The organism is Sphingomonas olei (assembly GCF_045369765.1).
Taxonomy (GTDB): domain Bacteria; phylum Pseudomonadota; class Alphaproteobacteria; order Sphingomonadales; family Sphingomonadaceae; genus Sphingomonas; species Sphingomonas panaciterrae.
This window is the reverse complement of the sequence record NZ_JBIQEU010000026.1, coordinates 1-24,667: the sequence shown is the minus strand read 5'-3', so window position 1 is coordinate 24,667 and position 24,667 is coordinate 1. Positions and strand designations below refer to the sequence as shown.

16 protein-coding genes and 3 pseudogenes are annotated in these 24,667 nt (G+C 65.5%); 4 read left to right on the top strand and 15 right to left on the bottom strand.

Annotated elements, in window-relative coordinates; all coding sequences use genetic code 11:
• Positions 1–78: 78 nt before the first annotated feature.
• Both ACH0BU_RS16445 and ACH0BU_RS16440 read right to left on the bottom strand, forming a co-directional pair.
• Positions 79–829, bottom strand: a pseudogene (locus ACH0BU_RS16445) (IS5 family transposase).
• Positions 830–996: 167 nt separating this feature from the next.
• The gene (locus tag ACH0BU_RS16440) at positions 997–2,253 is read right to left on the bottom strand and encodes an IS701 family transposase (protein WP_406889367.1); all 1,257 of its coding nucleotides are present in this window, start codon (positions 2,251–2,253) and stop codon (positions 997–999) included.
• Between the two features lie 89 nt (positions 2,254–2,342).
• Between ACH0BU_RS16440 and gpmA the strand changes: the two are divergent.
• Positions 2,343–2,525: pseudogene (gene gpmA / locus ACH0BU_RS16435) on the top strand (2,3-diphosphoglycerate-dependent phosphoglycerate mutase); the annotation flags it as partial.
• Positions 2,526–2,623: 98 nt separating this feature from the next.
• Here the strand turns inward: gpmA and zwf are convergent.
• The 10 genes from zwf to ACH0BU_RS16385 form a co-directional block, all read right to left on the bottom strand.
• A complete protein-coding gene (zwf, locus tag ACH0BU_RS16430) occupies positions 2,624–4,096 on the bottom strand; it encodes a glucose-6-phosphate dehydrogenase (protein ID WP_406889369.1) in 1,473 nt (490 codons plus the stop codon).
• Positions 4,093–5,079: a phosphogluconate dehydrogenase (NAD(+)-dependent, decarboxylating) gene (gene gnd / locus ACH0BU_RS16425; RefSeq protein ID WP_406889370.1), complete on the bottom strand. Its 987-nt coding sequence runs from the start codon at positions 5,077–5,079 to the stop codon at positions 4,093–4,095. The genes zwf and gnd overlap by 4 nt, the downstream gene beginning before the upstream one ends.
• 15 nt (positions 5,080–5,094) lie before the next feature.
• Entirely contained in the window at positions 5,095–7,899 is a 2,805-nt protein-coding gene (locus tag ACH0BU_RS16420; protein WP_406889373.1) for a bifunctional transaldolase/phosoglucose isomerase, read from the bottom strand.
• Between the two features lie 2 nt (positions 7,900–7,901).
• Positions 7,902–9,971: a transketolase gene (tkt, locus tag ACH0BU_RS16415; protein WP_406889604.1), complete on the bottom strand. Its 2,070-nt coding sequence runs from the start codon at positions 9,969–9,971 to the stop codon at positions 7,902–7,904.
• Between the two features lie 92 nt (positions 9,972–10,063).
• The gene (locus tag ACH0BU_RS16410; RefSeq protein ID WP_406889376.1) at positions 10,064–10,996 is read right to left on the bottom strand and encodes a YfdX family protein; all 933 of its coding nucleotides are present in this window, start codon (positions 10,994–10,996) and stop codon (positions 10,064–10,066) included.
• Positions 10,997–11,351: 355 nt separating this feature from the next.
• Complete coding sequence (locus ACH0BU_RS16405) at positions 11,352–11,549, bottom strand: hypothetical protein (RefSeq protein WP_406889378.1); 198 nt, start codon at positions 11,547–11,549, stop codon at positions 11,352–11,354.
• A 93-nt stretch (positions 11,550–11,642) separates the two neighbouring features.
• Positions 11,643–14,906, bottom strand: coding sequence for an error-prone DNA polymerase (locus ACH0BU_RS16400; RefSeq protein ID WP_406889381.1), 3,264 nt, complete (start codon positions 14,904–14,906; stop codon positions 11,643–11,645).
• A complete protein-coding gene (locus tag ACH0BU_RS16395; protein WP_500264344.1) occupies positions 14,903–16,690 on the bottom strand; it encodes a Y-family DNA polymerase in 1,788 nt (595 codons plus the stop codon). The genes ACH0BU_RS16400 and ACH0BU_RS16395 overlap by 4 nt, the downstream gene beginning before the upstream one ends.
• Positions 16,605–17,363: an ImuA family protein gene (locus ACH0BU_RS16390; RefSeq protein WP_406889386.1), complete on the bottom strand. Its 759-nt coding sequence runs from the start codon at positions 17,361–17,363 to the stop codon at positions 16,605–16,607. Before ACH0BU_RS16390 ends, ACH0BU_RS16395 begins: the two co-directional genes overlap by 86 nt.
• 146 nt (positions 17,364–17,509) lie before the next feature.
• Positions 17,510–18,127, bottom strand: a complete 618-nt coding sequence (locus tag ACH0BU_RS16385) for an SOS response-associated peptidase family protein (RefSeq protein ID WP_500264343.1) — start codon at positions 18,125–18,127, stop codon at positions 17,510–17,512.
• A gap of 52 nt (positions 18,128–18,179) precedes the next feature.
• Between ACH0BU_RS16385 and ACH0BU_RS16380 the strand changes: the two genes are divergently transcribed.
• From ACH0BU_RS16380 to ACH0BU_RS16370, 3 genes are all read left to right on the top strand, one after another.
• A complete protein-coding gene (locus tag ACH0BU_RS16380) occupies positions 18,180–18,812 on the top strand; it encodes an SOS response-associated peptidase family protein (RefSeq protein WP_406889391.1) in 633 nt (210 codons plus the stop codon).
• Between the two features lie 80 nt (positions 18,813–18,892).
• Positions 18,893–19,126: a hypothetical protein gene (locus tag ACH0BU_RS16375; protein ID WP_406889393.1), complete on the top strand. Its 234-nt coding sequence runs from the start codon at positions 18,893–18,895 to the stop codon at positions 19,124–19,126.
• Between the two features lie 74 nt (positions 19,127–19,200).
• A complete protein-coding gene (locus ACH0BU_RS16370; RefSeq protein ID WP_406889395.1) occupies positions 19,201–19,494 on the top strand; it encodes a hypothetical protein in 294 nt (97 codons plus the stop codon).
• A gap of 848 nt (positions 19,495–20,342) precedes the next feature.
• Here the strand turns inward: ACH0BU_RS16370 and ACH0BU_RS16365 are convergent.
• The 3 genes and pseudogenes from ACH0BU_RS16365 to ACH0BU_RS16355 form a co-directional block, all read right to left on the bottom strand.
• On the bottom strand, positions 20,343–20,549 hold the full coding sequence (locus ACH0BU_RS16365; protein WP_406889397.1) for a hypothetical protein: 207 nt from the start codon (positions 20,547–20,549) through the stop codon (positions 20,343–20,345).
• Positions 20,550–20,590: 41 nt separating this feature from the next.
• Complete coding sequence (gene mobF / locus ACH0BU_RS16360) at positions 20,591–23,635, bottom strand: MobF family relaxase (RefSeq protein ID WP_406889399.1); 3,045 nt, start codon at positions 23,633–23,635, stop codon at positions 20,591–20,593.
• A gap of 3 nt (positions 23,636–23,638) precedes the next feature.
• Positions 23,639–24,589 (bottom strand): annotated as a pseudogene (locus tag ACH0BU_RS16355) (type IV secretion system DNA-binding domain-containing protein); the annotation flags it as partial.
• Positions 24,590–24,667 lie beyond the last annotated feature (78 nt).

Here is a 24,667-nt window from a genome sequence, read left to right as displayed (position 1 = left end):
TTCCTTCAGGTCCGACAACCAGAAGGTGCGCCGCTCAGCCGGCCCGGGGAAGCAGCCACAAATTACACGATGACTCGTTCACAGCCAGAAGGCGACGGCGGCTGCGAGGGCGACGCCTGACAGGAAGTTGGCGGCAAGCTTGTCGTAGCGGGTGGCGACGCGGCGGAAGTCCTTGAGGCGGCAGAAGGCATTCTCGATGAGATGGCGGGCACGGTAGCGCTGCTTGTCGTAGCGGATGGTTCGCTTGCGGTTGCGCCGGCCCGGGATGACGGGAACGATGCCGGCATCTCGCAGCGAGCGCCGCAGATGATCGGCATCGTAGCCCTTGTCGGCGAGCAGGTAGCACATGCGCCCGGCACGTTCGAGAAGCGCAGGTGCTGCCCTGATGTCGCTGACGTTGCCGGCCGTAAGCGTCAGTGCGTAGGGGCGACCGATGACGTCGGTGAGCGCGTGGACCTTGGTCGTCCAACCACCGCGCGAGCGGCCGATCGCTTGCGCCGAGCGCCCCCTTTTGCGCCGAACGCCGCTCGCTGCGCCTTCACATAGGTGCTGTCGATCGCGGTACTCCTCGTCACCGCACCGGCATCCACCAGCGCATCGAGCAGCTTCAGCCAGAAGCCCCGGTGCGACCAGCGGTTGAAGCGATTGTAGACCGTCGTCGACGGGCCGTACTCGGCCGGGCAATCACACCAGCGGCACCCGACCTTGAGCACATGCAGGATGCCGGAGATTACCCGCCGGTCGTCTACCCGCCGCGCACCAGGCTGGTTTTGGGCAGGTGCGGTTCGATCGCTGCCCATGCCTCATCCGACAACCAGAACAGCGCCATCGCACACCTCCCTCGATCCACACCGCTGTGAATCAGGAAAGCCTCTCCACCTCAACCCGCTGATTGAGTTTGGCCCCTAGCACTACTTTGGCAGAAGAGCGTGGGGAGGTCTGTTGAGGCTGCATCCACAGTGAGGGCAGTGGTGCGGCGGTGAGCGGAACAGGCGGTCAAGGATGGCCTGGCGCACTGCTGGCAGGCTGGGATGAGGAGGCGGGCCGAGTGCTCTTTTTTTTCCGCCCCGCCTGAGCGAGCCTTCGGGATTGCAAGAAGGCGTAGGCCATCATCGACATCAGGGCATGGCGGTGAAGTCCGGTCCATGATCGGCCCTCGAAGTGATCCAGCCCCAGTTCTTCCTTGAGTTGCTGATGGGCTTGTTCGCAGATCCAGCGCGCCTTGATTGCGCCGGCGAGAGCCTTGATCGGGGTGTCAGCGGGCAAATTGGAAAGATAATATTTGCGCTCGCCATTTGAGCGATGTTCACCCACCAGCCAGGCTTCCTCGCCCGGCATGTGCTGAGCTCCGGCGGAGCCGATCCGCTGGGGTGCGCCATCCGCAATGCGCACACGCATGGCAGCAAAGCGGGCGGTCAGGCGTCCCTTCGTTCCCTTTCGCCAACTGACCTGTCGCCACTTCGCGCCTTCAAGCATGGCATGCGCAGCCATGGATTTGACGTCCGGCACGTGACGCACCCTTGGGCGACCACGCCCCGCGACTGGGAAGATCAGTTGCACGTCGGCGGGATAGACCTTCTGGTGCCGGGGAATGCCGACGGCCCAGCAAAGGCCACGTGCGCTCAGCGCCTGCCGGAACGGAGCGGACAGCCCGTAACCGGCATCAGCCAGCACACAGCCAAAGCGTACTCCGGCAGCCATGACACGGTCGATCTCCTCGATCGCAATCTCGGGCTTTGTCCGGCATTGCTGTAAAGGGGCAGGCACGCCCGCCTTGTCCATCCTTGCGACATCGCTCGTCCAGCTTTCCGGCAGGAACAACCGCAAGCTCAGCATGAGGGGAACTTCGCCCGAGGCCAGCGTCACCGATACCATGGTCTGGCAGTTCGCATTCTTGCCCAGCGCCGTGGCGTACTGGGGCGCAACCCCAACCGAGGCCTTGCCCTTCTTCGGCAGGGCTGTGTCATCGATGATCAGCCAGGCTCCGTCACCGCCCACCAATTCGTCGGCCTGCTGCCACAAGGTCGCTTCCAGCGGACTGCTATCCCACAGGCCTGCCCCGATGAAATGATGCAGTCGGTCATAGGGTATCGCATCTGAGCGGGCTGCCATGGGCTGGATGCTCTTGCGATCGCCTGGCCCAATCAGGCCCGCGATGTAGGCTGGGCACATCCGACGACGCGTCTTGTTACCCAGACCTTCCAGATACGGCCCAAGCCATCGCTCCAGATCCGTCTGCCAGTCCTCGTCCATCGCCAGCCTCCGTCAAAGCTGGCTCCCCATGAATCACGCAATCAGCGGTGAGGGAATCCCTAAACTCATGCTTCTGCCAAAGTAGTGCTAGAGGCGGCAGGCGCGTGATGATCTCGGCGCATGGCAACTCTCTGCGGGCGCTCGTGAAGCATCTGTCTGCCATGTCTGACGCCGAGGTGTCCCGTCTCGAAATACCGACGGGGCAGCCGATCGTTTATGACCTAGCGGAGGATCTCACGGCACGAGATCGCTACTATCTGGCGGAACGATAAAGCGAGCGGTCCAACAGCGTCGGGCCCTGCTTCTGCTCGGCTGATGGTCAAGCTTGGCTCACGAGCCCCAGATAATAACCACACAGCCGGACGCCGGATCAGAAAGTCCCTCTGCCAAGCTTATGCCACTGCCTGCCGTCACGGGCGATCAGTGCCTCGGCTGCCGTCGGCCCAGCAGTACCGGGCGCGTACTCCTCGAGAATGCCGTCTCCAGTTGCCCATGCGTCCAGCAGCGGCTGGACAACAGCCCAGCCCGCCTCGATCTGATCAGCACGCTGGAAGAGCGTCTGGTCACCCATCATCATGTCGTACAACAGCGTCTCGTAGCCAGTCCGGTGCTCAACAGTGAACTTCTCAGCATAGGCGAAGTCGAGCGCGACCGGGACCGCCTCGACCTGTGGGCCAGGCCGCTTGACGAGGAAATCGAGATCGATCCCCTCGTTCGGCTGGATCTGGAACACCAGCTGATTGGCCGGGAGGTGAGCGACAGGCGCCTTTCGAAACGTCGCATATGGCACCGGATTGAACGTGACCACGATCTCCGTGTCCCGGGCGGCGAGCGCTTTTCCCGTGCGCAGGTAGAATGGCACACCCGTCCAGCGCCAGGTGTCCACCATCAGCTTGAGCGCGACATATGTCTCGGTGGCGCTGTCGGGCTGGACGTGCGGGGTCTCAAGGTAGGCGGGGATGCTCTGGCCTTCCACTGCGCCGGCCGTATATTGCCCACGCACCGCATCGCTCCTGGCCTCTTGCGGCGTGATATGGCGAACCGCCCGGAGGAGCTTTGCCTTTTCGTCGCGGATGACCTCGGCTTCGAAGCTATAAGGTGGCTCCATCGCGATCATCGACAGAAGCTGCATCAGGTGGTTTGGCACCATGTCCCTGAGGGCGCCGGTGGTGTCGTAGAACGCGCCTCGGGTGCCCACGCCGATCGCCTCGGCGGCGGAGATCTGGACGTGGTCGATATACCGGTGGTTCCAGACAGCTTCGAGCCAAGCGTTACCGAAGCGCGCGACGAGGATGTTCTGGACCGTCTCTTTGCCGAGGAAGTGATCAATCCGATAGACTTGGCTTTCGTGCACCCGGGCCAGGATGCGCCGGTTGAGCGCTCGTGCAGATTCGAGATCGTGCCCGAAAGGCTTCTCGATCACCACCCTGCGGAAGTGCCCACCGCTTTCGTCCATGAGACCGGCATCAGCCAGCCTGTCGACAATGACACCGAAGAACTGCGGGGGCGTTGCAAGGTAAAAGGCTGCGTCCGCGTCGCCCAGCCGCTGTTTGAGCTGGCGGAAGACACTTTCGCGCGTGAAGTCGCCGGAGAGATAGGTGGTGTGCCGACGCAGCCGCTGCCAGCACTGGGTAAGCGGCGCGAACTCGTCGAGCGTTACGCGGAGGCTTTCATCATCTCCCTCGTGCAGCGCGACGCCAATAACCCTCAAGTCTTCGCTCAAGAGCCCGTCGAAGCAGAGGTTGGCAAGCGCTGGGATCAGTAGGCGGCGCGTGAGATCCCCTGTCGCTCCGAAAATGACGATCGTCGCGGCAGGCGCCGGCGGAACTGAACCTCCAGTCACTGCGGAATCTCGACGTGCCCGCCGAAGCCATATCGCATCGCGGAGAGAACCTGATCGCCAAACGTGTGCTCAACCCGGCTCCGGTAACGGGCAAACAACGCTGCGGTGAGGACGACGGCGGGAACCGCCTCTTCCATGGCCGCCTCGACCGTCCAGCGGCCCTCACCGGAATCGGCTACCCGCCCCGAGAACTGTGAAAGCATCTGATCCTTGGCGAGGGCGGCCGCGGTGAGATCGAGCAGCCAAGAGGAGATGACGGAGCCTCGACGCCACACCTCGGCGATGTCGGTGAGATTGAGAACGTAGCGTTCGTCTTCGGGCAGCCTGCTGGACTGCTTCGACTTCAAAATATCGAAGCCCTCGGCGTAGGCCTGCATGAGGCCATACTCGATGCCGTTGTGGACCATCTTGACGAAATGACCCGCCCCAGCGGGGCCGGCATGGATATAGCCCTTCTCTGCACGGGGGTCCTCCCCCTCGTGTTCCATGCGATTGGGTGTTCGAGGGATAGTGCCGATGCCAGGGGCGAGCGCATCGAAGATCGGGTCCAGACGATCAACGGCCTCCTTCGGGCCGCCGATCATCATGCAATAGCCGCGCTCCAGGCCCCACACACCGCCTGAGGTGCCGACGTCGACATAGTCGATGCCACTCTGGGCGAGCAGCTTCGCCCGCCGGATGTCATCCTTGTAGAAGCTGTTGCCGCCGTCGATCACGATATCGCCGGGGTCGGCGATCATGCGAAGGTGCTTGATCGTGTCCTCCGTCGGATCGCCCGCCGGCAGCATGACCCAGAAGGCCGCCTCCCTTCCGAGGGCTTCCTTCATCGCTCCGAGAGAACCGGCCGTCTCGAACCCGTCTGATTTGAACTGGGCGACGGCGGCTTGATTGCGGTCGAACACCACTGCCTGATGCCCTGCGCGATGAAGCCGACGGGCTATGTTGCCTCCCATACGGCCAAGGCCGATCATTCCGATCCGCATGTTGCAGACTCCCGCTCAATCCCGAAGGGCGTGGTTGAGAAGTTCTCCGAGGTCGCCCAGGTGGCCGGATTTCAGGTGAATGCGCAGGACACGCTGGCCGCGGGCGGCGAGCACATCGAGATCGCCGCGCGCCTGAGCGAGTTGGACCATCCCGAAGCTTGCCTTGCGTCCGGGTATGGCGAGATCGGGATCCGGCGACCGGGTGATTTCGATGAAGACACCGGAGCGCGGACCACCCTTGTAGGCCTGGCCCGTCGAATGGAGATACCGGGGACCAAAGCCAGCGACGGTGGCGACCTTCCGCGCCTTGATGACCCGCTCGCGCATCCGCGCGATCGCCGCTTCATGCTCGGCGTCGCGGCTGAGATATGCAAGGAACCCGATGTAATCGCCGGGACCGGCACTTCCGATATGAGTGCGCAGGATCGCGGCCGCATCGGTGGCTGTATCGTCTCGCTCGCGGGGTCCGAAAAACGCCATCGTCCGATCTTCGAAAAGCGGGCGCTCCGGCGCCAGGATGCCGGTCGCCTCGTAGCTGTCGATCAGCAGACGCGTCCTGATCTTGGCGTCCTCGACGTCGGGCTGATCGAACGGATCGATCCCGATCACCGCGCCGGCAATCGCGGTTGCGATTTCCCAGCGAAAGAATTCCTGACCGATCATGGCCCGCTGCGGGAGTGCAATCCGCACCACGGGGTGACCCGCGGCAGCGAGGGCATCGGCATGGGCGCGGAGCGGGGCGTCGTCGTCGCCGTTGAGCGAAAGCAGCACGAAGAGGCGGTCTGAACCATAGTTTTCGGGGGGGACCAGCGGCTCCAGGTCGACCGGGACGAGGCCCCTGCCCTCCTTGCCGGTGGACTCCGCGAGGAGCTGCTCCAGCCATGCCCCGAACGGGCGAAGCGCAGGTGAGGCAAACACCGTCACCTTGTCGCGACCGGCGTTCGCCGCTTCTCCTAAGATGGCGCCAAGGCGTGCGCCGGGGTTGGCAGCAGGTGGGACGTCGGGCGCGCAGCTCTGCACCATCGGTGCCACGCCGGCGAAGAAGCCGCCGACATCGAGACCCATCAACGCCGCGGGAACCATCCCGAAGACGCTCAGAACCGAATAGCGCCCGCCAATCTCCGGGTCGCCCAGGAAGACGTGTGCATAGCCGTGATCCCGGGCGAGCTTTTCAAGCTTCGAACCCGGATCGGTTATCGCGACAAAGCGGCTGCCGTCCCGACCGGAGAGCTCCCAGAAATAGGCACGCAGCAGCTCCGGCTCCATTGTTGAACCGGACTTCGAAGCGACCAGGAACAGTGTTTCCTGTGGAACGATCATCGCCGCGACTGCTGCGATTTGCTCGGGGTCGGTAGAATCGAGCACGTGGAGGACGGGCTGCCCATCCCGGGCTCCGATGGTGCGTGCCAGAACTTCCGGGCCCAAGCTCGAACCGCCCATGCCGAGAAGCACCGCAGAACGGTATCGGCCCGCCTTGGCGGAGAGCGCTTTCAGCGCGGCGGCGTCGACCTGCTCGCCCCGGCCAGCCTCGAGCCAACCGAGCCACTTTGCTTCGTTCCCGCCCGTCCAGAGTGTGGCGTCGCCAGCCCAGAGACGCCTGGACCACCCATCCTGACGCGCTTGCTCGAGCCTCGCCTCCACCTTCCTGGCAAGCTCCCCGGGCAGCTGCTCGCGCATGAGGTTGAGCCCATCTGCGAGAATGGCGGCGCGCTTCACCGCAACCGCACCGAGAAGCGCGTCGGCGGCATCGGAGAACTGGCTGACGCCGTCGCGAACGAGCCCGTTTGCGACTGAAGCGAGGTCCAGTCCGAGCCGCTCCGCCTCCGCGAGGGTTCGACGAGCGCCATCGACGTCGGCGGTCAGCGACGGGACAAGCGTGCCATGGCTGCGGAATGCGTCCAACGTCTTTGGGGGCAGCGTATTGACGGTGTCGGGGCCGATCAAATTGTCGACATAGAGCGTGTCCGGATACGCCGGGTCCTTAGTGCCCGTGGACGCCCAAAGGAGCCGCTGCGGCATCGCACCTTGCGCTGCGAGGGCTTTCCAACGCTCGGACGCGACAAATCCCAGATACCATTGGTAGGCGAGCTTGGCGTTGGCGATTGCCACTCTGCCGCGCAGCATCTTGAGTGCCTCGGCCTCGGGATCGCCGGCTTCGACGCGTTGGTCGATCTTCGCGTCGATCGCCGAATCGATGCGGCTGACGAAGAAGCTCGCGACAGACGCAATCCTGTCGATCGGCTCCCCTCGGGCGAGGCGAGCCTCAAGGCCCTCAACGAACGCCATTGCCACGGCAGTGTAGCTTTCCTGGCTGAACAGCAGCGTGATGTTGATGTTGAGGCCGTCCTCGACCAGCCGCCGAACGGCGGTCACGCCGGCCTGTGTGCCCGGAACCTTGATCATGAGGTTAGGACGGTCGACTTGGCACCAGAGTCGCTGAGCTTCCGCAATCGTGCTTTCGGTGCTCTCCGCCAGGTAGGGCGAAACCTCCAGGCTGACATAGCCGTCCCGCGCGCCCAGCTTGTCATAGACGGGCCGCAGCGTGTCGGCGGCGTCCTGGATGTCCTTTATCACAAGCGCCTCATAGGCTTCGCTGATGCTCGCGTTGCGCTGGGCCCTGAAGAGCTCCGCCAGCTGCGGCTCGTAGGCGTCCCCCTTGGCGATCGCCTTCTCGAAGATCGCGGGATTCGAGGTGACGCCGGTGACGCCATCTTCCTCGACGAGCTTCGCCAGACCGCCATCCTGCAGGAAGCGGCGCTCGACGAAATCAAGCCAGGGTGCCTGGCCAAAATCATGCAGCTTCTTGATCTGGCTCGCCATCTTCAAACCTCCCGGCCGACCAGCGCGAGCGCGGCCGCCACCACATGTCCGACGGTGAAGCCGAACTTCTCCTGGAGCTTGGAAAGCGGGGCCGATGCCCCGAACGTCGACATGGTAATCGTGCGGCCGCGCGCGCCGACATAGCGGTCCCACCCGATCGCCCCGCCCTGCTCGACCGCCAGTCGCGCCTCCACGCCCGGCGTCAGGACGCTGTCTCTGTAGTCCTGGTCCTGCTGCTCGAATCGATACCAGCTCGGCATCGAGACGACCCGTGCCCGAACCCCTTGCTCGGTCAGCCTTTCATACGCCTCGGCGACAAGCTGCACCTCGCTGCCGGTGCCGATCAGGATGAGTTCCGGATCGTCCTCGCCGGCGAGCACGTAGGCTCCTTTCGCGACCCCCGCGGCCGAGGCATATTTGTCGCGGTCGAGCGTTGGCAGCGACTGGCGGGAGAGGATCAGCGCGGTCGGGACATGCGTCTGGGTCACCGCGAGCTTCCACGCCTCGACCGCCTCATTGGCGTCGGCCGGGCGAATGGTGTCGAGCCCCGGGATCGAGCGCAGCGTCGCGAGATGTTCGATGGGCTGGTGGGTCGGCCCGTCCTCTCCGACACCAATCGAGTCATGGGTGAAAACGAAGGTGACCGGCAGTTCCATGATCGCCGCCAACCGCACCGGCGCGCGCATATAGTCGGCGAAGACCAGAAAGGTGGCGGTGAACGGCCTGAGGTAAGAGAGAGCCATGCCATTGGCGATCGCTCCCATGGCATGCTCACGCACGCCGAAGTGCAACGTGCGCCCGCTGGGGTTGTTCGCCTGGAAAGATCCGTAGTGCGTGAGGTCGGTCTTGGTCGAAGGCGACAGGTCGGCCGCTCCGCCGATCAACCAGGGGATTCGCGCGGCAAGCGCATTCAGCGCCTTCCCCGCCGAATCGCGCGACGCCAGACCCTTGGGGTCGCGAATGAAGGTCGGCAGGCGATCGTTCCAGCCTGGAGGGAGCTCGCCACGGCGCATGGCCTCCAGCTCGGCCGCAAGCGCTGGATGGCTCTGGCGGTAGCGGGCAAAGTCGGCTTCCCACTGCTCACGGAGCGGCCGTCCGCGCGATGCTAGCGCCTGGTTCAGATGCTCCGCGACGCCGTCGGGGACGCGGAACTGGGCGTCCGCCGGCCAGCCATAAGCCTTCTTGGTGGCGGCGATTGCGTCGGCGCCAAGCGGCTCGCCATGCGCCTTCTCGCTGTCAGCCTTCGGGCTGCCCCAGCCGATGACCGAGCGCACAATGATGAAGGTCGGCTTGTCGGTCGTCTCCTTGAACGTGTCGAGCGAACGAGCGAACGCCTCGGTATCGTTGGCGTCGTCGACGCGGAGCACGTTCCAGCCATAAGCGTCGAAGCGCTTGGCGACGTCTTCGGTGAACGCGAGGTCGGTGTGACCCTCGATGCTGATCCGGTTCGAATCGTAGATCCAGCACAGATTGGCGAGCTTGAGGTGTCCCGCCAGGCTCGCGGCCTCGGCCGACACGCCTTCCATCATGTCGCCGTCGCCGCACAGAACATAGATGTCGTGGTCGAACAGCGTGTAGCCGTCGCGGTTGAAATGGTCGGCGAGCCACCGTTCGGCGATCGCCATTCCGACCGAGTTGCCGCAGCCTTGGCCGAGAGGCCCGGTGGTGGTCTCCACGCCGGTCGTGACCCGATATTCGGGATGGCCGGGCGTTTTCGAACCCAGTTGGCGAAAGCTCTTGATATCGTCGAGGCTCACCGCGGGTCTGCCTGAACTCCTCCCGTCGGCGTCGATCTCCTTCAGCCCGGAAAGGTGGATGAGCGCGTAGAGAAGCATGGAGGCGTGGCCTACCGAGAGCACGAAGCGGTCCCGGTTGGGCCAGTCGGGCACATCGGGATCGATCCGCAGGAACCGTGCCCACAGCGTGTAGCCGACGGGTGCCAGCGACATAGGCGTGCCGGGGTGCCCAGACCGGGCTTTCTCCACTGCATCCATGGCGAGTGTGCGGATCGTGTCGATGGCAAGACGGTCGAGCGCTTCGTTGGCGCGAGATGCGCTGGCGGGCTGGCGCAACAAGTTACCCTCCATCCGGATGTACGCCCGGGAGGCGTCCCTTCTTCTTTGATTGAGCCAGCCCGCTTCGCAGGTGACGGTCGATCGAGGTGCTACCGCGGACGCTGGCTTGACCGCCGAGCCTCGTCGAACTTCGGTCCGAAGGGATCGAGCAAGCCCTTGGCGGATTGCGAGCCTGCGGTCTTGCGCTCGAGTTCGTCGACCGACGCGATCAGGTCGGTCATCTCGCTGTCGGTGGCATAGCCGAGTGCCTTGCCGAGCTGGAGCTGGGTACGGGCCGTCGCCAGAAGCTCACGCATGCGGGCACTTTCCGCATCCGTTCGCTTCTTCTTTTCCAGCAGGCTGCGTGCGCCTTCGAGAGCGAGCTGCGCGCGGACGAGAGGCAGCGGGATGATGATGTCCTCCACCACGATCGTGCTCAACGCCGTCTCGAGCACTGCCTTGGCTTCCTGAGACTTGCCTTGGTGGAGCAGAGCCGCCGCCTGCTTGAGGGCGGCAGGATAGGTGCCGAGCGGGAGCTTGCTGACGCTCACCACCGTTTCGGAGCCGAGATCAGAAATCAGCTTGCGCGCGAGTTGCAGGCGCCCCTGAGCAAGCGCTGCGGCTGCCTCACCGCGAATCTTGTCGACATCGGGCTGGGCTGCGATCACGTCGTGCGTCATGACGCTCACGTCCACTGGAGCGAGCGCCAGCGTCGGGGTACGTGCGAGAACAATCTCGAGCTTCCCGGTCGCCCGCTCCAGCGCCGCATTCGCCTCATCCGTCTTGTTCTGGTCGATCGCCTTCAGCGCGTTCTGCGTCTCGCGGAGGGCCGCGACAGCCTCATCGACGAGCTTATCGCGCTGCGCCTCGGGTGGATTGGTGGCATTGGACTGGGACTGATTTCCGGTCTGCGGAGCAGTCGAGGTCCGGGACTGCGCACTCTTCGGCTGGGGCGCTGGTGAAGTTTGGGCCGCCGCGGCGCTCGACCATGTCGAAATGGCGAGCGCGCCAAGGGCTGTCGAGATGATTAGGTTGTTCCGCATCGTCCATCCTCCGTTGATCTAGAAGTTCGGATTTCTGAACGCGTGCTGCTGAGTACGGTGAGGACCTCGCGAGGAGCTTGCGGCTGCCGCTGCCGATTCACGCCGACAATCTCCCGTAGGCCATCACTTATTCAGCACCTGCTTTTTTACTGCAAAGCATCGCGCGAGGGTCGATATGGAGAGACGGATTGCTAGCTGCGCTGACATATCTCAGCCCGATGGCGTGATTTCCGCCATCTCTCGGGACGGCGCCGAGCTGGTATCAATGCCGATTTGGTTGGCCCACGCTGATCAGTTGTCGGCCGACAAGCGAGGTGAATGAGCGGCCGGCACAATTCGGGCAAAGGACAGGAGGTCAATCAGGGGACGAGATCTCATAGCGCCCTGCCCTTCTGAGCTGTCGCACGATGCCGTTGAAGGCCGCGGTCACGCCCTGTGCACGCCCGATGTCGTTCTCCTGCTTCGCCGCATCCCAATAGAGTTCTAGAGGCCATCGTTCCGGGCAGTGCTGGAGAAGACAGCGCAGCGCGAGCCGAACTTCGATACCGTCCACTCGGCATTCAGAGGATCGTGTCACGCCCGATCGTAGAATTTGAATCGAAAGCGCAATGACGACGCGCTGGTGCCGCGAGGGAAGAGCCACGGTTCAACGGAAATCGTGCGACTTGAAACGCACAACCTCTTCGGGATCTAGGCCGTCTGCGTGCGGCGGCCAGTAACAGTTGCGAGGGTCCGGATCCCAGGCCTTGTCTCCACGATCCGACGTAGCCGCGTGACGCGCGCCATCGCCGCGTCCCGTTCGATGCGGGAACGACATCTCGCCTACCCGGTGCAGCAGGTCGCCATGGTCGATGATCCGATCGCAGATGATATGGATCACCTCGCCTTCCTTCTGAACGCGGCCCTTCATCCCGATCATTGAGGCCGACATGACGGTGCGGCGCTGCGCTTCGAAGCGGTCGGGCCAGAGAATGCCGTTTGCGATCCCGGTCTCGTCTTCGATCGTGATGAAGAGCACGCCCTTGGCGCTGCCGGGCTTCTGTCGAACGAGGATGATGCCGGCGACCTCGACATGGCGCCCGTCGCGAATGCCGGCGAGATCGGCGCAGCGGGTCACGCCGCGACGGCGGAGCTCATCACGGACAAAGGTAAGCGGGTGCGCGCGCAGCGAAAGCTGGAGCGTGCGATAATCCTCGATCACTTCCCGCCCATCGGTGAGCGGGCGCAGGTTGACATCAGGCTCGCGCCCCTCCGCGCTGAAGGTCTCCGCCTCGCGGTCCGCAGCGGCGAAAAGCGGCAGCGGCGCCTCGCCAAGTCCCTTCACCTTCCACAGGCCGTGGCGGCGATCAGTGCCAAAGGTGTGGAAGGCGTCGGCATCGGCGAGCTTCTCGATCGCGGCGCGTGGCACGCCCGAGCGGCGCCAGACGTCCTCGACGGACTCGAACGGGATAGTCGAGCGGGCGCCCACGATCGCCGCGCCATCAGCATTGGACAGGCCTCTTACCTGGCGCAGACCGAGCCGCACGGCGAAATAGCGCCCGCTCGTGGGCTCGAGCGTGCAATCCCAACGGCTGGCGTTGACGCAGGGCGGTCGGACCTCGACGCCATGCTCGCGCGCGTCGCGAACGATTTGGGCGGGCGCATAAAAGCCCATCGGCTGCGCGTTCATCAGGCTTGCGCAGAACACGTCGGGATGATGGTGCTTCATCCAGGCCGACGCGTACGCGATCTTGGCAAAGCTGGCGGCGTGGCTCTCAGGAAAGCCGTAGGAGCCAAAGCCTTCAAGCTGGCGAAAGGTTCGCTCGGCAAACTCGCGCGGGTAGCCGCGGGCGACCATCCCCTCGATCAGCTTCTCGGAGAAGTGCGATACCCCGCCGGTGAACTTGAAGGTCGCCATCGCTCTTCTGAGCGCGTCGGCTTCCGCGGGCGTGAACCCCGCGCCCACGATCGCGACTTTCATTGCCTGCTCCTGAAAGAGCGGGACACCCAGCGTCTTCTCGAGCACGGCACGGAGTTCGGATCGTGGATATTCGGGTCGCTCCAGCCCCTCCCGCCGGCGCAGATAGGGGTGGACCATATCACCCTGGATCGGGCCCGGACGCACGATCGCAACCTGGATCACGAGGTCGTAGAAGCGACGGGGCTTCATACGGGGCAGCATCGACATCTGCGCCCGGCTCTCGATCTGGAAGGTTCCGAGGGTATCCGCCTTCTGGATCATGTCGAATACGGCAGGATCGTCGTCTTGCAGGTCGGCAAGCCCGATCCGCTTACCCTTGGCCTCCGCGAGGAGGTTGAAGGCCCTGTTCATGCAACCCAGCATGCCCAGCCCAAGCACGTCGACCTTCATGAACTTGAGCGCGTCGATATCGTCCTTGTCCCACTCGATGATCTGGCGATCCTCCATCGCAGCGGGCTCGATCGGCACCAGGTCATCGAGTCGATCATGGCTGAGGACGAACCCGCCCGGGTGCTGGCTCATGTGGCGCGGCACACCGATCAGCTTGCGCGCGAGATCGAGGGTGAGCCTCAACCGCCGATCCGCGATGTCGAGGTTGAGCTCCTCGACCTGCTTCTCGCCCACCCCTTCCGCGGACCACCCCCAGACGAGACCGGCGAGCGAGGCGGTCAGGTCCTCGGGCAGACCCATCGCCTTGCCGACGTCTCGGACGGCACCGCGGGCTCGGTAGCGGGTGACGACCGCGGTCAGCGCGGACCGGTCACGGCCGTAGGTCTCGTAGATCCATTGGATGATCTCCTCCCGCCGCTCGTGCTCGAAATCGACGTCGATGTCGGGTGGTTCGCGGCGCTCGCCCGAGACGAACCGCTCGAACAGCAGCTCGTGCTTGATCGGATCGATGCTGGTGATCCCCAGCACGAAGCAGACGCAGCTATTCGCGGCCGACCCCCGCCCCTGACAGAGGATGCCGCGCCGTCGCGCCTCGCGCACGATCGAGTGGACGGTTAGAAAATAGGGCGCATAGCCGAGCTCGCCGATCAATCGCAGCTCGTGGCCGATCTGGTTACGATAGGCCTGCGGGATCGCGCCGTTGAACATCTGCTCGGCCGCGTTTCCTGCCAGCTGCTTCAGCGCCTGCTGCGCGTTCAAGCCGTCGATCACGCGCTCGTGCGGGTACTGGTAAGCGAGTTCGCCAAGGTCGAAGGTGCAGGCCTCCGCGATATCAACGCTGGCGCGTAGCGCGTCCGGGTAGGCGCGGAAACGCCGGACCATCTCCTCTGGTGACTTCAGCGCGCGGTCGGCATTGACCTCGCGCCGGAAGCCCAGCTCGTCGACGGTACACTTCTCGCGCACGGCGGTGACCACATCCTGGAGCAGCCGCGCTTCGGGTGCATGGTAAAGCACATCGCCGGTGACGACCGACCGCACGCCGGCCCCACCCGCCTGGCGTGCCAAGGCATCGATGCGGACGGCATCGTCGGGACGGCGGCGCTGGAACAGAGCCATGAAGCCGCGTCGGCCATAGACCCGTCTGAGGTCGCCCAGTGCCGCCAGGTTGTCCTCGTCAGCCTCGTGAGGCAGCAGGATGGCGATAATTCCTTCAGACCAGGGTGGGAGGTCGTGCCAGTGAAGGAGGCAGCTGCCTTTCCCCGCCCGCTTCTTCCCGACAGTAAGCAGCCGTGTCAGCCGCGACCAAGCGCGACGATCGGTCGGGTAGAGGATCAGGCGCCGCCCGCAGGAAAGGTCGACGCGGGCCCCTGCGATCGAGCGCACAGCCGTCACCTTCTGCGCCTCCCAGGCACGCACGACACCCGCCACGGTACCGATGTCTCCGACGCCTAGTGCGGGGTAGCCGAGCAGCGCCGCGGCCGAGAACAGCTCGTCAGGGGAAGACGCGCCCCGAAGGAGGGAGAAGTGGGTCAGCACCTGGAGTTCGACATAGGGGCTCATGCGAACACGCCGTGGATCCACCAGCTGAAATCGCCGGTGTCGTCGTCCACCCCGTCACCCCGCCGGAACAGCCAGAAGCGCCCGCCTTCCTCATCCTCGACCCGGTAATAGTCGCGGACGGCCCAGACTTCCGCGTCGCGGCGCCACCACTCGCCATGGATTCGCTCCGGACCATCGCCGGCTACCACACGATGTGCCCTGCCCCGCCACTCGAAGCGGCGAGGCGGCTGGTCGGGAAGCAGCGCGATGACGCCCCAAAGGGGCTCGGGCCGCGTGAACAGGCGGACCGGGCGTTGCCAGCCGGGCCACCTCCCCGGCATGCCCACGGGGTCGGAACGAGTGACAGCCCGTTCCGGCACATGGCTCTCAACGGGGGCAAGCCGGAACACCGCGCCCGGACCGATCCGTCCCGCGACGACATCGACGAGCCGCGCCGGGTCCCGCACCTGGGTATCGCCTGCGAGGACCGCGCCGAGTGCGATCGCATCGAGCGGCTCGGTATGGGGGGCGGCCAGCCAGAACTGCTCGAGCCCCATCCCGGGATCGATCCGCTCAATCCGGAGCTTCAGCAGTCGCAAGAGGTGCGACACTTCGCGCGTCGGTCGCGACGTGCCGATACCTACGACCTGCTCGCTGCCGTCGACGCGCAGCCCGCAGAGCCGCAGCGATCGGGCGCCGAGTCCCCTCGCCTGCAGCTGCTCGGCCAGGTCGCGGAGCAGGTCGTCCATGACCTGTGCGATCGCTTCGGCGGTGCCAACCGGTTCGAGCAGTCGGCGCTCGACAATCGGGACGACGGCATCCTCGCGCGGAGTGATCGGCTCGGCGATCGATCCAAGGGCCTGGTCCAGCCGGGCGATCGCGGGCAGGCCCAGCCGGCGCGCGAGCGGCCCGCGCGCGACCGGCAGCAGGTCGGCGATGGTCTCGAAACCAAACCGGCGCGCAGCGCTCAGCGCTGCGCCTCTTAGGCGCAACGCGGCTGGCGGCAGCGGCGACAGCTCGCGAACTGTCTCGCCAGGCGGGACGATCGTGAGGTCGCGCGCGCCAAAGCGCGCCAGCGCATGCGCCGCGCCAGGTGTGTCGGCGAGCGCAACGCGCGCGGTGAAGCCGGCACGCCGGCAGAAGGCGAGAAGCCGTCGGCAGAACCGCTCCTCGCCGCCGTGAAGGTGATCGCAGCCGCTGAGGTCGAGCCAGATCCCGTCCGGCGGGGTGGCCGCGGCAATGGGCGACCAGCGCCGCACCGCCAGCAATGCAAGCCGGTCGAGCAGCGCCAGGTCCGCCGCCGGCTCGTGGGGCCGGAAGTCGAGATCGGACGCCAGTGCACGCGCATGGGTCCCGGGCATCCCAACGTGGATCCCCAGCGCTTGGGACCCGACGCAGGCGGCGACCACTTCCTCTCGCCGGCCGACCTTTGCGACGAGCGCCAGCGGCGCATGCTCACGGGAAGGCGCGATGCCGATCGAGGTCGCGCGCGCCGCGCGTGCCGGTTGCTTGAACGGGTGCTCAGCCGCCTCCGACCGCCGGCCAAGCTCGCGCATGGCAGGTTGAGCGTGGGTCGGCAGTGCTGCGATCTGCTGCTCTACCTCTGCGCGCGTCGCCTGCTTCGTCCGTGCCCAGCGCGCGCCCGGCCGCCAGCCGCCGCCCCGCGGGACCGAGCAGGCGCCGGGATCGTCGTCAACGCCACGCTGGAGCGGAACGCGGTCAGGCGGCCGCGAAGCGGGCCGTTCCATCCGCCTCAGCCGTTCCACGGCCAAGTGCGGCAGGAACAGCGAGACAACCCGTCTCATCGCAGCCCTCCACAATCAGGGAGAATTGTTCGCCACCGCGCTGCCGTGCCAGCTCCACCGACCAGCGCGCCCGGCCTACACCCTGAACCGAGAGACGCTCGGATGGCGCGCTGGCGATGCGCCAGCGCGTCCAGGCGGCCGATGACTCCCCTAACGGATCCTGCTCGCGACGCCGACGCCGCCGGAGCAGCAGCACCGGAATGTCGGCATCGGCGGCGACGAGCTGGAGCCGGCGGGTGGCCACCATCGACACCTTGGCAGCTTCAGCAACGATGGCTGACGGGGTGCCGTCACGAACAGCGTCTTCAACGACGGCCAACAAGGTCTCGTCGTCGCGGGGTTGGGCGTGGATCACGTCTGCCGCGTCGAGGCCGGCCTGAGCGATCCCAGGGGCATAAAGATCAACCCTGGAGCTCGCCCATAGAACGGGCCCGCCGGCGTGGCGGGCTTCCCGCGCAGCGATACCGACAAGGAAAAGCGTTGCGGCCGCATCGTCGGCTAGTGAGCACGTCCGGGCGGCGACCTCGTGAAGTGCCCCGGCCCGCAACCCGCCCCCGGCCAAACGCCGATCCAAGGCGGAAAGGTTGAAGGGGATGGTCCTGTGGTCGGCAACAGGAGTCGCGATCGCTCGCAGATGCGTCAGGTCGGAAATCGGGAAAGCGGCGGCAGGCATGATTGTCTAGACTCGGGATGTTCCCCGTATGTTCCGACAATCACCGGGACTGGTCAAGACGCTGATCGTAGCGGCGCGATGCCGCACCGCTAGCACTCCTCCCAACTCGCCCCCTCTCGAATGGACAGGCGAACCGCCAGAGAGCGCTAAAGCAAGTCGGCCTGTGCCGGGGCCGGCGGATAGACGCGCACAACAGGCAAACTGCCCTTGGGCAGAGCGCGAAGCACTTCGTGCGCCGGTACTGCGGGGTCGAGCCAGTCGGCCCATCGATGACGCGTCAGAGGGATGACCTGACGGTGATGATAGGGTGCGACATCCTCGCCGGGCGCCATCGTCAGCATCGTGAACGCTTCACCGACCTTTGGGTCTGCCCGCCAGATGCCCGCAATGCAGAACCAGTCGTGATCCTTGAGCGTGAACAGCCATTTGGTCTTGCGCTTCTGCCCTGGCAACGGGTCCGTGAACTCATAGAAGCCGTCCGCCAGTATCAGGCACCGACCGGACGAGAACTCGCGATTCTCGGAGATGAAGTTGTAGACCGGTTTCCCGGTCGGGCTGGGCCAGCTCCATCGCCGGTTGACCAGCTCACCCGCGCCACGATCCCCGTCGATCGTGCGGACAATCGGCGCGACTTCGGTGATCTTGATGTCCTCGCGCGCAGCGACGTTCGGCGTGCCCTCGGGGACTTTGATCTTGATCTTGAGGTCGGAGAAGTCCTCGACGATCGAGGCAATGTCGGTCTCAAGACGATAGTCGTTGCACACGTTAGCTGCAGCCTTTCTTGCGACTCGACCAAGTTCCTATTGTGTTCTTGGGATGGACTCGCCCACCCCCTTCGATCCGAACGCTCCGATCGGCACCCGGCGCGCCATCATCCGGCGAAATCCCGACGATGCCAGCGAAATCGAGATGGTCGAAGCGGTATGGGGGTCCAATCCCCGCTTCAGCGACGGCGAGACATATCGCTTCGTACGTTCGGAAGGCCGGACGTTTCCGAGCCACCGCTGCCTGGTCCCGGCGAGCGAATTCCATATGGCGGTCGGACAGAAGCGCTATCGCGTGATGCTCGATGGCGGCAATCACTTCTATCTCGCCGCGGTGTGGGAGGCCGCGATTGGCGACTGGCCACTGTGCTACCGCGTCGTGACGGTCGCCGCGAACCGTGAGGTGGCGCGCTATCAGGAACGGCACGGCGCGATCATCCATCGCCGGCAGGTCATGCAAATGGCTCGACCATGGCATTCCGGAGGGCGACCTGCTCGACACTCCGCCGGCGCGGACGTTCATCATCGAAGAGCTCGGGCCGGGTGCGTCCCAGCGGACGCTCGCGCTCTGACGCCGAGGCCCTCGGCTGTCTCTCTCGCCTGTTCTTCGCGGGAAGAATGTGGCCGTAGCAGACCGAAGGCAAAGATGATCCCGGCGATGTCGCAGGTGCGCGGTGCCTCTTGATCCCGTTCAGATCAAAACCAAATTTCCCGTCGATCAGCAGTGCCTGAAGCATAGCCGCGACTGAACGAAAGGAGGCAGTCATGTCGCAGCCTGTTTCCCGATATCTCCATCCCTTCGAGGTTGCAGGGCACCCGACCCTCGAACCCGAAGTGAAGCGCGCCATTCTCGCATCCTGGGCATCCGATCGCGTCGCGGTCGAGGGCCAGCCGGCGCTTCGCAGACCGCCGGGAGCACAACATCCCATCCCGGTTGACGAGATCCTCGGCGCCTTGAGGTCGCTCGATGGCGAGGACGCGGGGCCGACACTGCAGTGAGGCGTGGTCCCCTTCGCCGTTGGCGTGCGCGCGGCGGTCGGATCGTTCGCGTCCTGCTGCCATTCGAAGACATCATGGACGTCGCGCTGGCGCTGCTGTCCTTACAGCCGGATGAGCTTGCCAGGCTCGGCTGGAGCTTCGCGGCCCGCAAGCGTCTGCTCGAACACTTCCTTGTGGCCGGCAAGGAGGCCGATGCCATCGCCCCTTCGGCGCTGGACCGGACGATCCTGACATTGCGTCTGCCATTGCGCGACGTGCGCCGCCTTCAGGACTTCACTCGCCGTGAGCTCCCCAAGATGGCGAGCCGGGCCGCGGTGATCGATCGGCTGGAAGCGGCGCTCGATGCTGCCGTCGGGGAGGAACGCTGACGCGCGCTGACACCGGATCACTCCCCCTCTGCTTCCCGGAGAGTAGCGGCGGCGGGTCACCGATCTTGATCCGGGTCTTCAATGTGCCGTCCGGACGACGATGTAGGTCGATTCCGGTAAAGTGCCGGCGCGTGAACGTCATCAGCTTCACCACGCTCTCGTAAGTCGTCGATGGTCCGAAGAACTTCACGGGTCCATGCCATTTGTCGCCCTCAATGACCCGCATCCGATAGGTGCCGGGCGGAACCGGGACAGTGACGTCATCGTCGCCATGAACGTAGACGGAGATGACGTGGTGGTCGGATCCAGGATCGAACAGTTGGACGACAGCATTGGCCGATGAGGTCACCACCCGCATGCGTGATGTGGCATCGTCGGGGTCTACGGCCGCGTTCACCGTGACGCTCCCCGAAGGTGGAAAAGGCAGGGCTGCCTCCCGGTCGGGGAGCCAGCCACTTCGCTTTGCTTCCCGATACATCGGGTAAAAGAATGAGACGGCCGACAGAAGAAGGATCCACTTCTGCATGGGGTGCGGAACCAACCGCACCTTCCGACCCTTCTGATAGTCGAACCCCCGGTTCTTGGCGTCGAACCAGAGCCCACTGCTTTCGCCCCTGCTCTTGGCGTCGATCCATGAGGCGCTCCCGAGCGGGACGGCCTTATCCGTGCGAGCTCTCTCGGCTCGAGCTTGGCGCGCGGCCTTGCCGAAGCCCCAAAGACGCTTTCCCGCCGTCAAGCCTTGGCGCTGCCGATAGCGCTCCTTCATGTAGTCGCGATCATCTATGCCCATGATGCTGGTCCCCCCGTTTGCCGGCGCGGCCCATGTGATTGATCGGCCGGCTGTGATCTCATCCGCTCCAGCCGTCGCGGCGGCCCTCGCCGTTGTCGCGGAGGCCGCGGCGGTCGAGGCTTGAGCGCCGGATCTCCAGCTCGACGCCGTCCCGGGTCTCGCGCGTGCGAATGTCCCGCGGGTCCACATCATTGCGCTTGGCAAAGTCCTCGGCTGCCTTGGTGCTGCCGAACTTCCCCACCTCATCGAAATCCCATCCACTCATCGTTGTCTCCATCATCAAGCCCCGGCGTCCGGCCGGTCGGTTCACAGGTCGAGCCCCAGGCTCCGCTCCGGCAGCGGCGGCAAAGCATCGCCACGATCGGGTTTGAGCTCCGGCGGTGCCTTGGGGATGCTGGCGGCGGCTTCGCCGCGGGTGTTGGCCGGGGACGGATGGTCGCCGGGCAGCGGCGGCAGATCCGCCAGGTCGATCGGACCGACATGGAGCTTGTCACGCGGGCTGCCGCTCTTGCCCCCCGTGCGTTCCTGATCGATGTCCAGGCGACCGACGGTCTCGAGCGCCGACGTCTTGTTGCCCGGGCTGTTGTCGAGCTGCCGCGCGAGCTTCTCCTTGTCGTCAACCACCATCGTGAGCTCGTCGCGCACGCGCGTGACTCCGACGTTGAACAGGCGCTGATTGGAGAGATTGCGCTCCTGGCTCGACATGACGGTGATCGCCCTGTCCGTCGTGATGCCCTGCGCCGTGTGCATGTTGAGCGAGTAGGCAAGGTCGAGGCGCGACAGCATCGGGTCGCCGAGATCGAGCGTCAGCCGGTCCTTGCCGGCGATTTCGACGGTAACGCCGCTGGCGTCGACCGTGAGCACTCGCGCCAGCGCCGAGTTGTGCAGCCCACGATCCTTGTCGTTGGCGGTCCAGCGGATGCGGTCGCCCTCGCGAAGGTGAAGCTCCTTTTTCTCACTGAGCTGCAGGCGATCCCGCTTTTCGGTCGGCGAGAGCCTTTGCGGGTCGAAGCGGATGGACTTGTTGCCGAGCTTCAGGTCCACCTTGCCGTTCGGGTGGACCTTGCCGACCTCATAGCGGCCCGCTGCCAGGCCAACGTCCTGCCCGCCGCCGCGGCCGACCTCGAGCGTCTGGCCGGCCTGATAGGTGGAAGCATAGCGCAGTTCCTCGCGCGTGGTGTTGACGCGCTCGTAGACCGTGAGTTGGATGCCCTCGCCGCGCACGCTGCCTTCGGAGGCCAGGCCATCCTGGATGCGCTGGTTGATGATCGCCCGCGCCGCGCGCCCCGACGCGAACACGGCCGTCGCCTCGCGCTCGGCCGACGGCAGGCCGAGCCACATCTCGGCCGCGTGCAGCGCAGGACTCTGGTGCTCGACGACGCTGTCGCCGAGCACCTTCATCGCCTTGGACGCTTCGCCGACATTCGCGAGCGCCGCGACGGTGCGCAGCTGGTCGGTGCGCTGGCGGATATTCTCGTCCATCCGCGCCATCGTCCCCCCGCCCGCCTGGATGAGCGCAAACGACTTGCCGGCATCGATCGAAGAGAGCTGCTGTCGGTCCCCCACCAGGACGAGCTTATCGACGCCGAGCACCGAGGCGATCCGGTGGAGCTTCAGCATGTCGTCGGACGAGACCATCGAGGTTTCGTCCACAATGAGCATCGAGCCGGCGAGCGCGGCGCGGGCCGCGTCGTATGCGGGGCCGTCGGTGTGAAGATGGCGTTCGTTGGCAAGGATGAAGGAGGCGATCGTCTGGGACTTGATGCCCGCCCCTTCCGCGAGATCGGCGACCATCTTGTTCTGGAAGGCAAGGCCCGTGACAGCGCGGCCCTCGGCTTGCGCGACGCGCGCGACCGCCTGCAGCATGGTCGACTTACCGGCCCCGGCGATGCCCTGGATGACGACAGTGCTGTCGTTGGAGGACAGGATCAGCGCCGCCGCGCCGAGCTGGCCGGCGTTGAGCTCCCTGTCAGCCGCCGCCTGGAGCCGGTGTGGCGCGTCCTGCGGGGCGAGGACGGGCGAGGCGCGCCCCCTCCCTTCCTGAACCGCGTCCAGGATCCGCTCCTCGGTGCGAAGCGCTTCCTGGGTGGTGACCAGCCGGGGCCGCGTGTCGCCGATCCGCGCCTCGCCCGCGATCAGCTGCCCCCGCCCGACGAGTTGCTCGATCCGCCGCTCGACATGATCCACGGTCACGCGCTTGAGGCCGAGATCGAGCGCGGTCTTGCCGAGCTGGTGCACGCTGAAGGCAGCCTCGCGCTCGGAGAGCATTCGGACGGCTGAGGCGACAGCCAGTTGCGCGCGCGCTTCGGCCGGCAAGGCCGTCACCCGCCCCAGCCCGCGGTCGACGAGAGGATCATGCGGGCGCAGGACAGATCCCAGCTTGTCCCATGCCGCTGAAACGGCATCCGAGACCGCGCGGTAGCCGCGCTCGAGTGCGCTGCCTGGGTCGCGTTGCGCCGATCGCGCCAGAGCTGCGTCCAGGAGCGATTTGCCGTCGAACCCGAGTGCCGCCGCCTTGTCGATCCAGTCCTGCCGCAGCGCCTCCCGGTCCTCGACGTTGAGCTTGGGATCGCGCGTGTTGGTGGTGACGCCGTCGCGCCCCTTCGGCGAGAAGATGCCGAGCTCGGCGGCCTTCTCGAGAATGGCCTCGCGCCGCTGGCTGAACGCGTCGAGCACCGGCTTGGGCACGCCGGCGATCTCGAACGTGCCGTGCTTGCCCTTGAGCTCCACCTGGTAGCCGAGCTTCTCGAGCTCCTCGCGGAGAAAGGCATGGTAGATCGAGCCGATCACGGAGTTGTTCGACCAGATCTTGTCGGCGTGGAGCGCCTGCCACTTGCCGTCGGGCATCCTGGTCAAGTTGGCGATGACGGCATGGGCATGGGCCTGCGGGTCGAGGGCGCGGCTCGTGTCATGCTGGAAGAGAGCGTAGACGAGGTTGCCGCTCCGCACCGGCACCTTGCGCCCCTCTACGTCCTTTCGGCCCTCAGCGAGGTTGCTCTCGACCCAGGTCATCGCCCGGGTGACCGCCATCATGTTGGCGCCATCGGGACCCAGTATCCGCTTGTCGCCGGCAACATAGGCGAGGACGGAGACCGATTTCGGCGCCGAGAAGGTGAGGTCGACGCCGGCGCGTCGATTCTCGACCTGCGCGACGGCCTCGCCGTTCGGCAGGATGCCGTTGAGCACCCCTTCGAAAGCGTCTTTCGACACCTCGCCCGAGAGGCCTAGCTCGGCCGATCCCTCGCCCGCCCAGACGCTGACTTCAGACGATCCCTCGACCGTGTAATAGTCGTCTTTCGCGAAATAGCCGGCAGCACCGGATGCGGAACGGACCGATGCGACGGAAAGCATGGGTCAGATCCCCATGTCCGCGCCGTCATGATCGCGGCCGCCGGAGAAATCCTGGCGAAGTTCCACCAGTGTCTGATCCTCGCGCGCGAGGGCCGCGCCATGGCCGCGGCCCTCACGGCGGCCATCCCGGTGCTCCGTTGCTGCCTGCGGCTGGTCGGGGGCGGCACGGGCGGCCTGAGCCCGGTCCGCCGCATGTTCGCGCGAAGACGGCTCGTCGCCTCGATCTTCGCTCCGTTGGGCTGACGTGCGGGTTGCCGGGCTGCCCTCCTCTATGGTCTCGGCGGAGAGGATACGCGCCGCCATTTCCGTCGCGATATTGACCGGCTCGACGACCTCTTCCGCGATCTGGCCGGCGCCGTCCCTCCCGCCCGCTTCGCCGCCCCCTTCCTCGTCGAACACCTCCTCTCCGCGCCTTGATCGCACCGGTTGGAGGTCGGGTCGCGGGAGGAAGCCTTCGGCGACCTGGGGATAGTCTTTCCAGACGAGCTGGATGCGCGCGGCGGGGAAGCCGTCGGGGAACTTCACGAAGCCATGCATCGAGGGCAGGTTGGTGATGTCGTCGGCTATGACGAGCGGCTCGACCTGCTTCCTGGGCGTCAGCGTCGAGGCATCACGGGTGTTGTTGTAGCCATAGCTGTAGGCTTCATCCATCTGCCGCACTTCGCGGTTGCCGATGTAGCGGGCGCACTGCTCGGCCGTATCGAGGTCCGCGGTCGCCAGGATCAGCTTGGAGCGGGCGAGCGAGGCGAGGTTGCGAGCGCCTTGCTCCCCGTAGACCTCGATCAGTTTCTCGAAGCTGTGGATGCCCAGAATCATCGCCCCGCCGAATGCGCGGGCGGTCTGGAGACCGTTCTCGATCGCCGGCAGCTTGTGGAGCGCACCGAGCTCATCGAACATGAACCAGGTCCGCAGGTCGCGTGTGCGCGGCAGGGTCATGAGGCGGTTGATGGCGAGGTGTGGATCGGCGTGGAAAAGGGACCCCGGTAGCGGGGTGATCGGCGTCGAAAAGGGACCCCTCATCCCGGTGGTCTA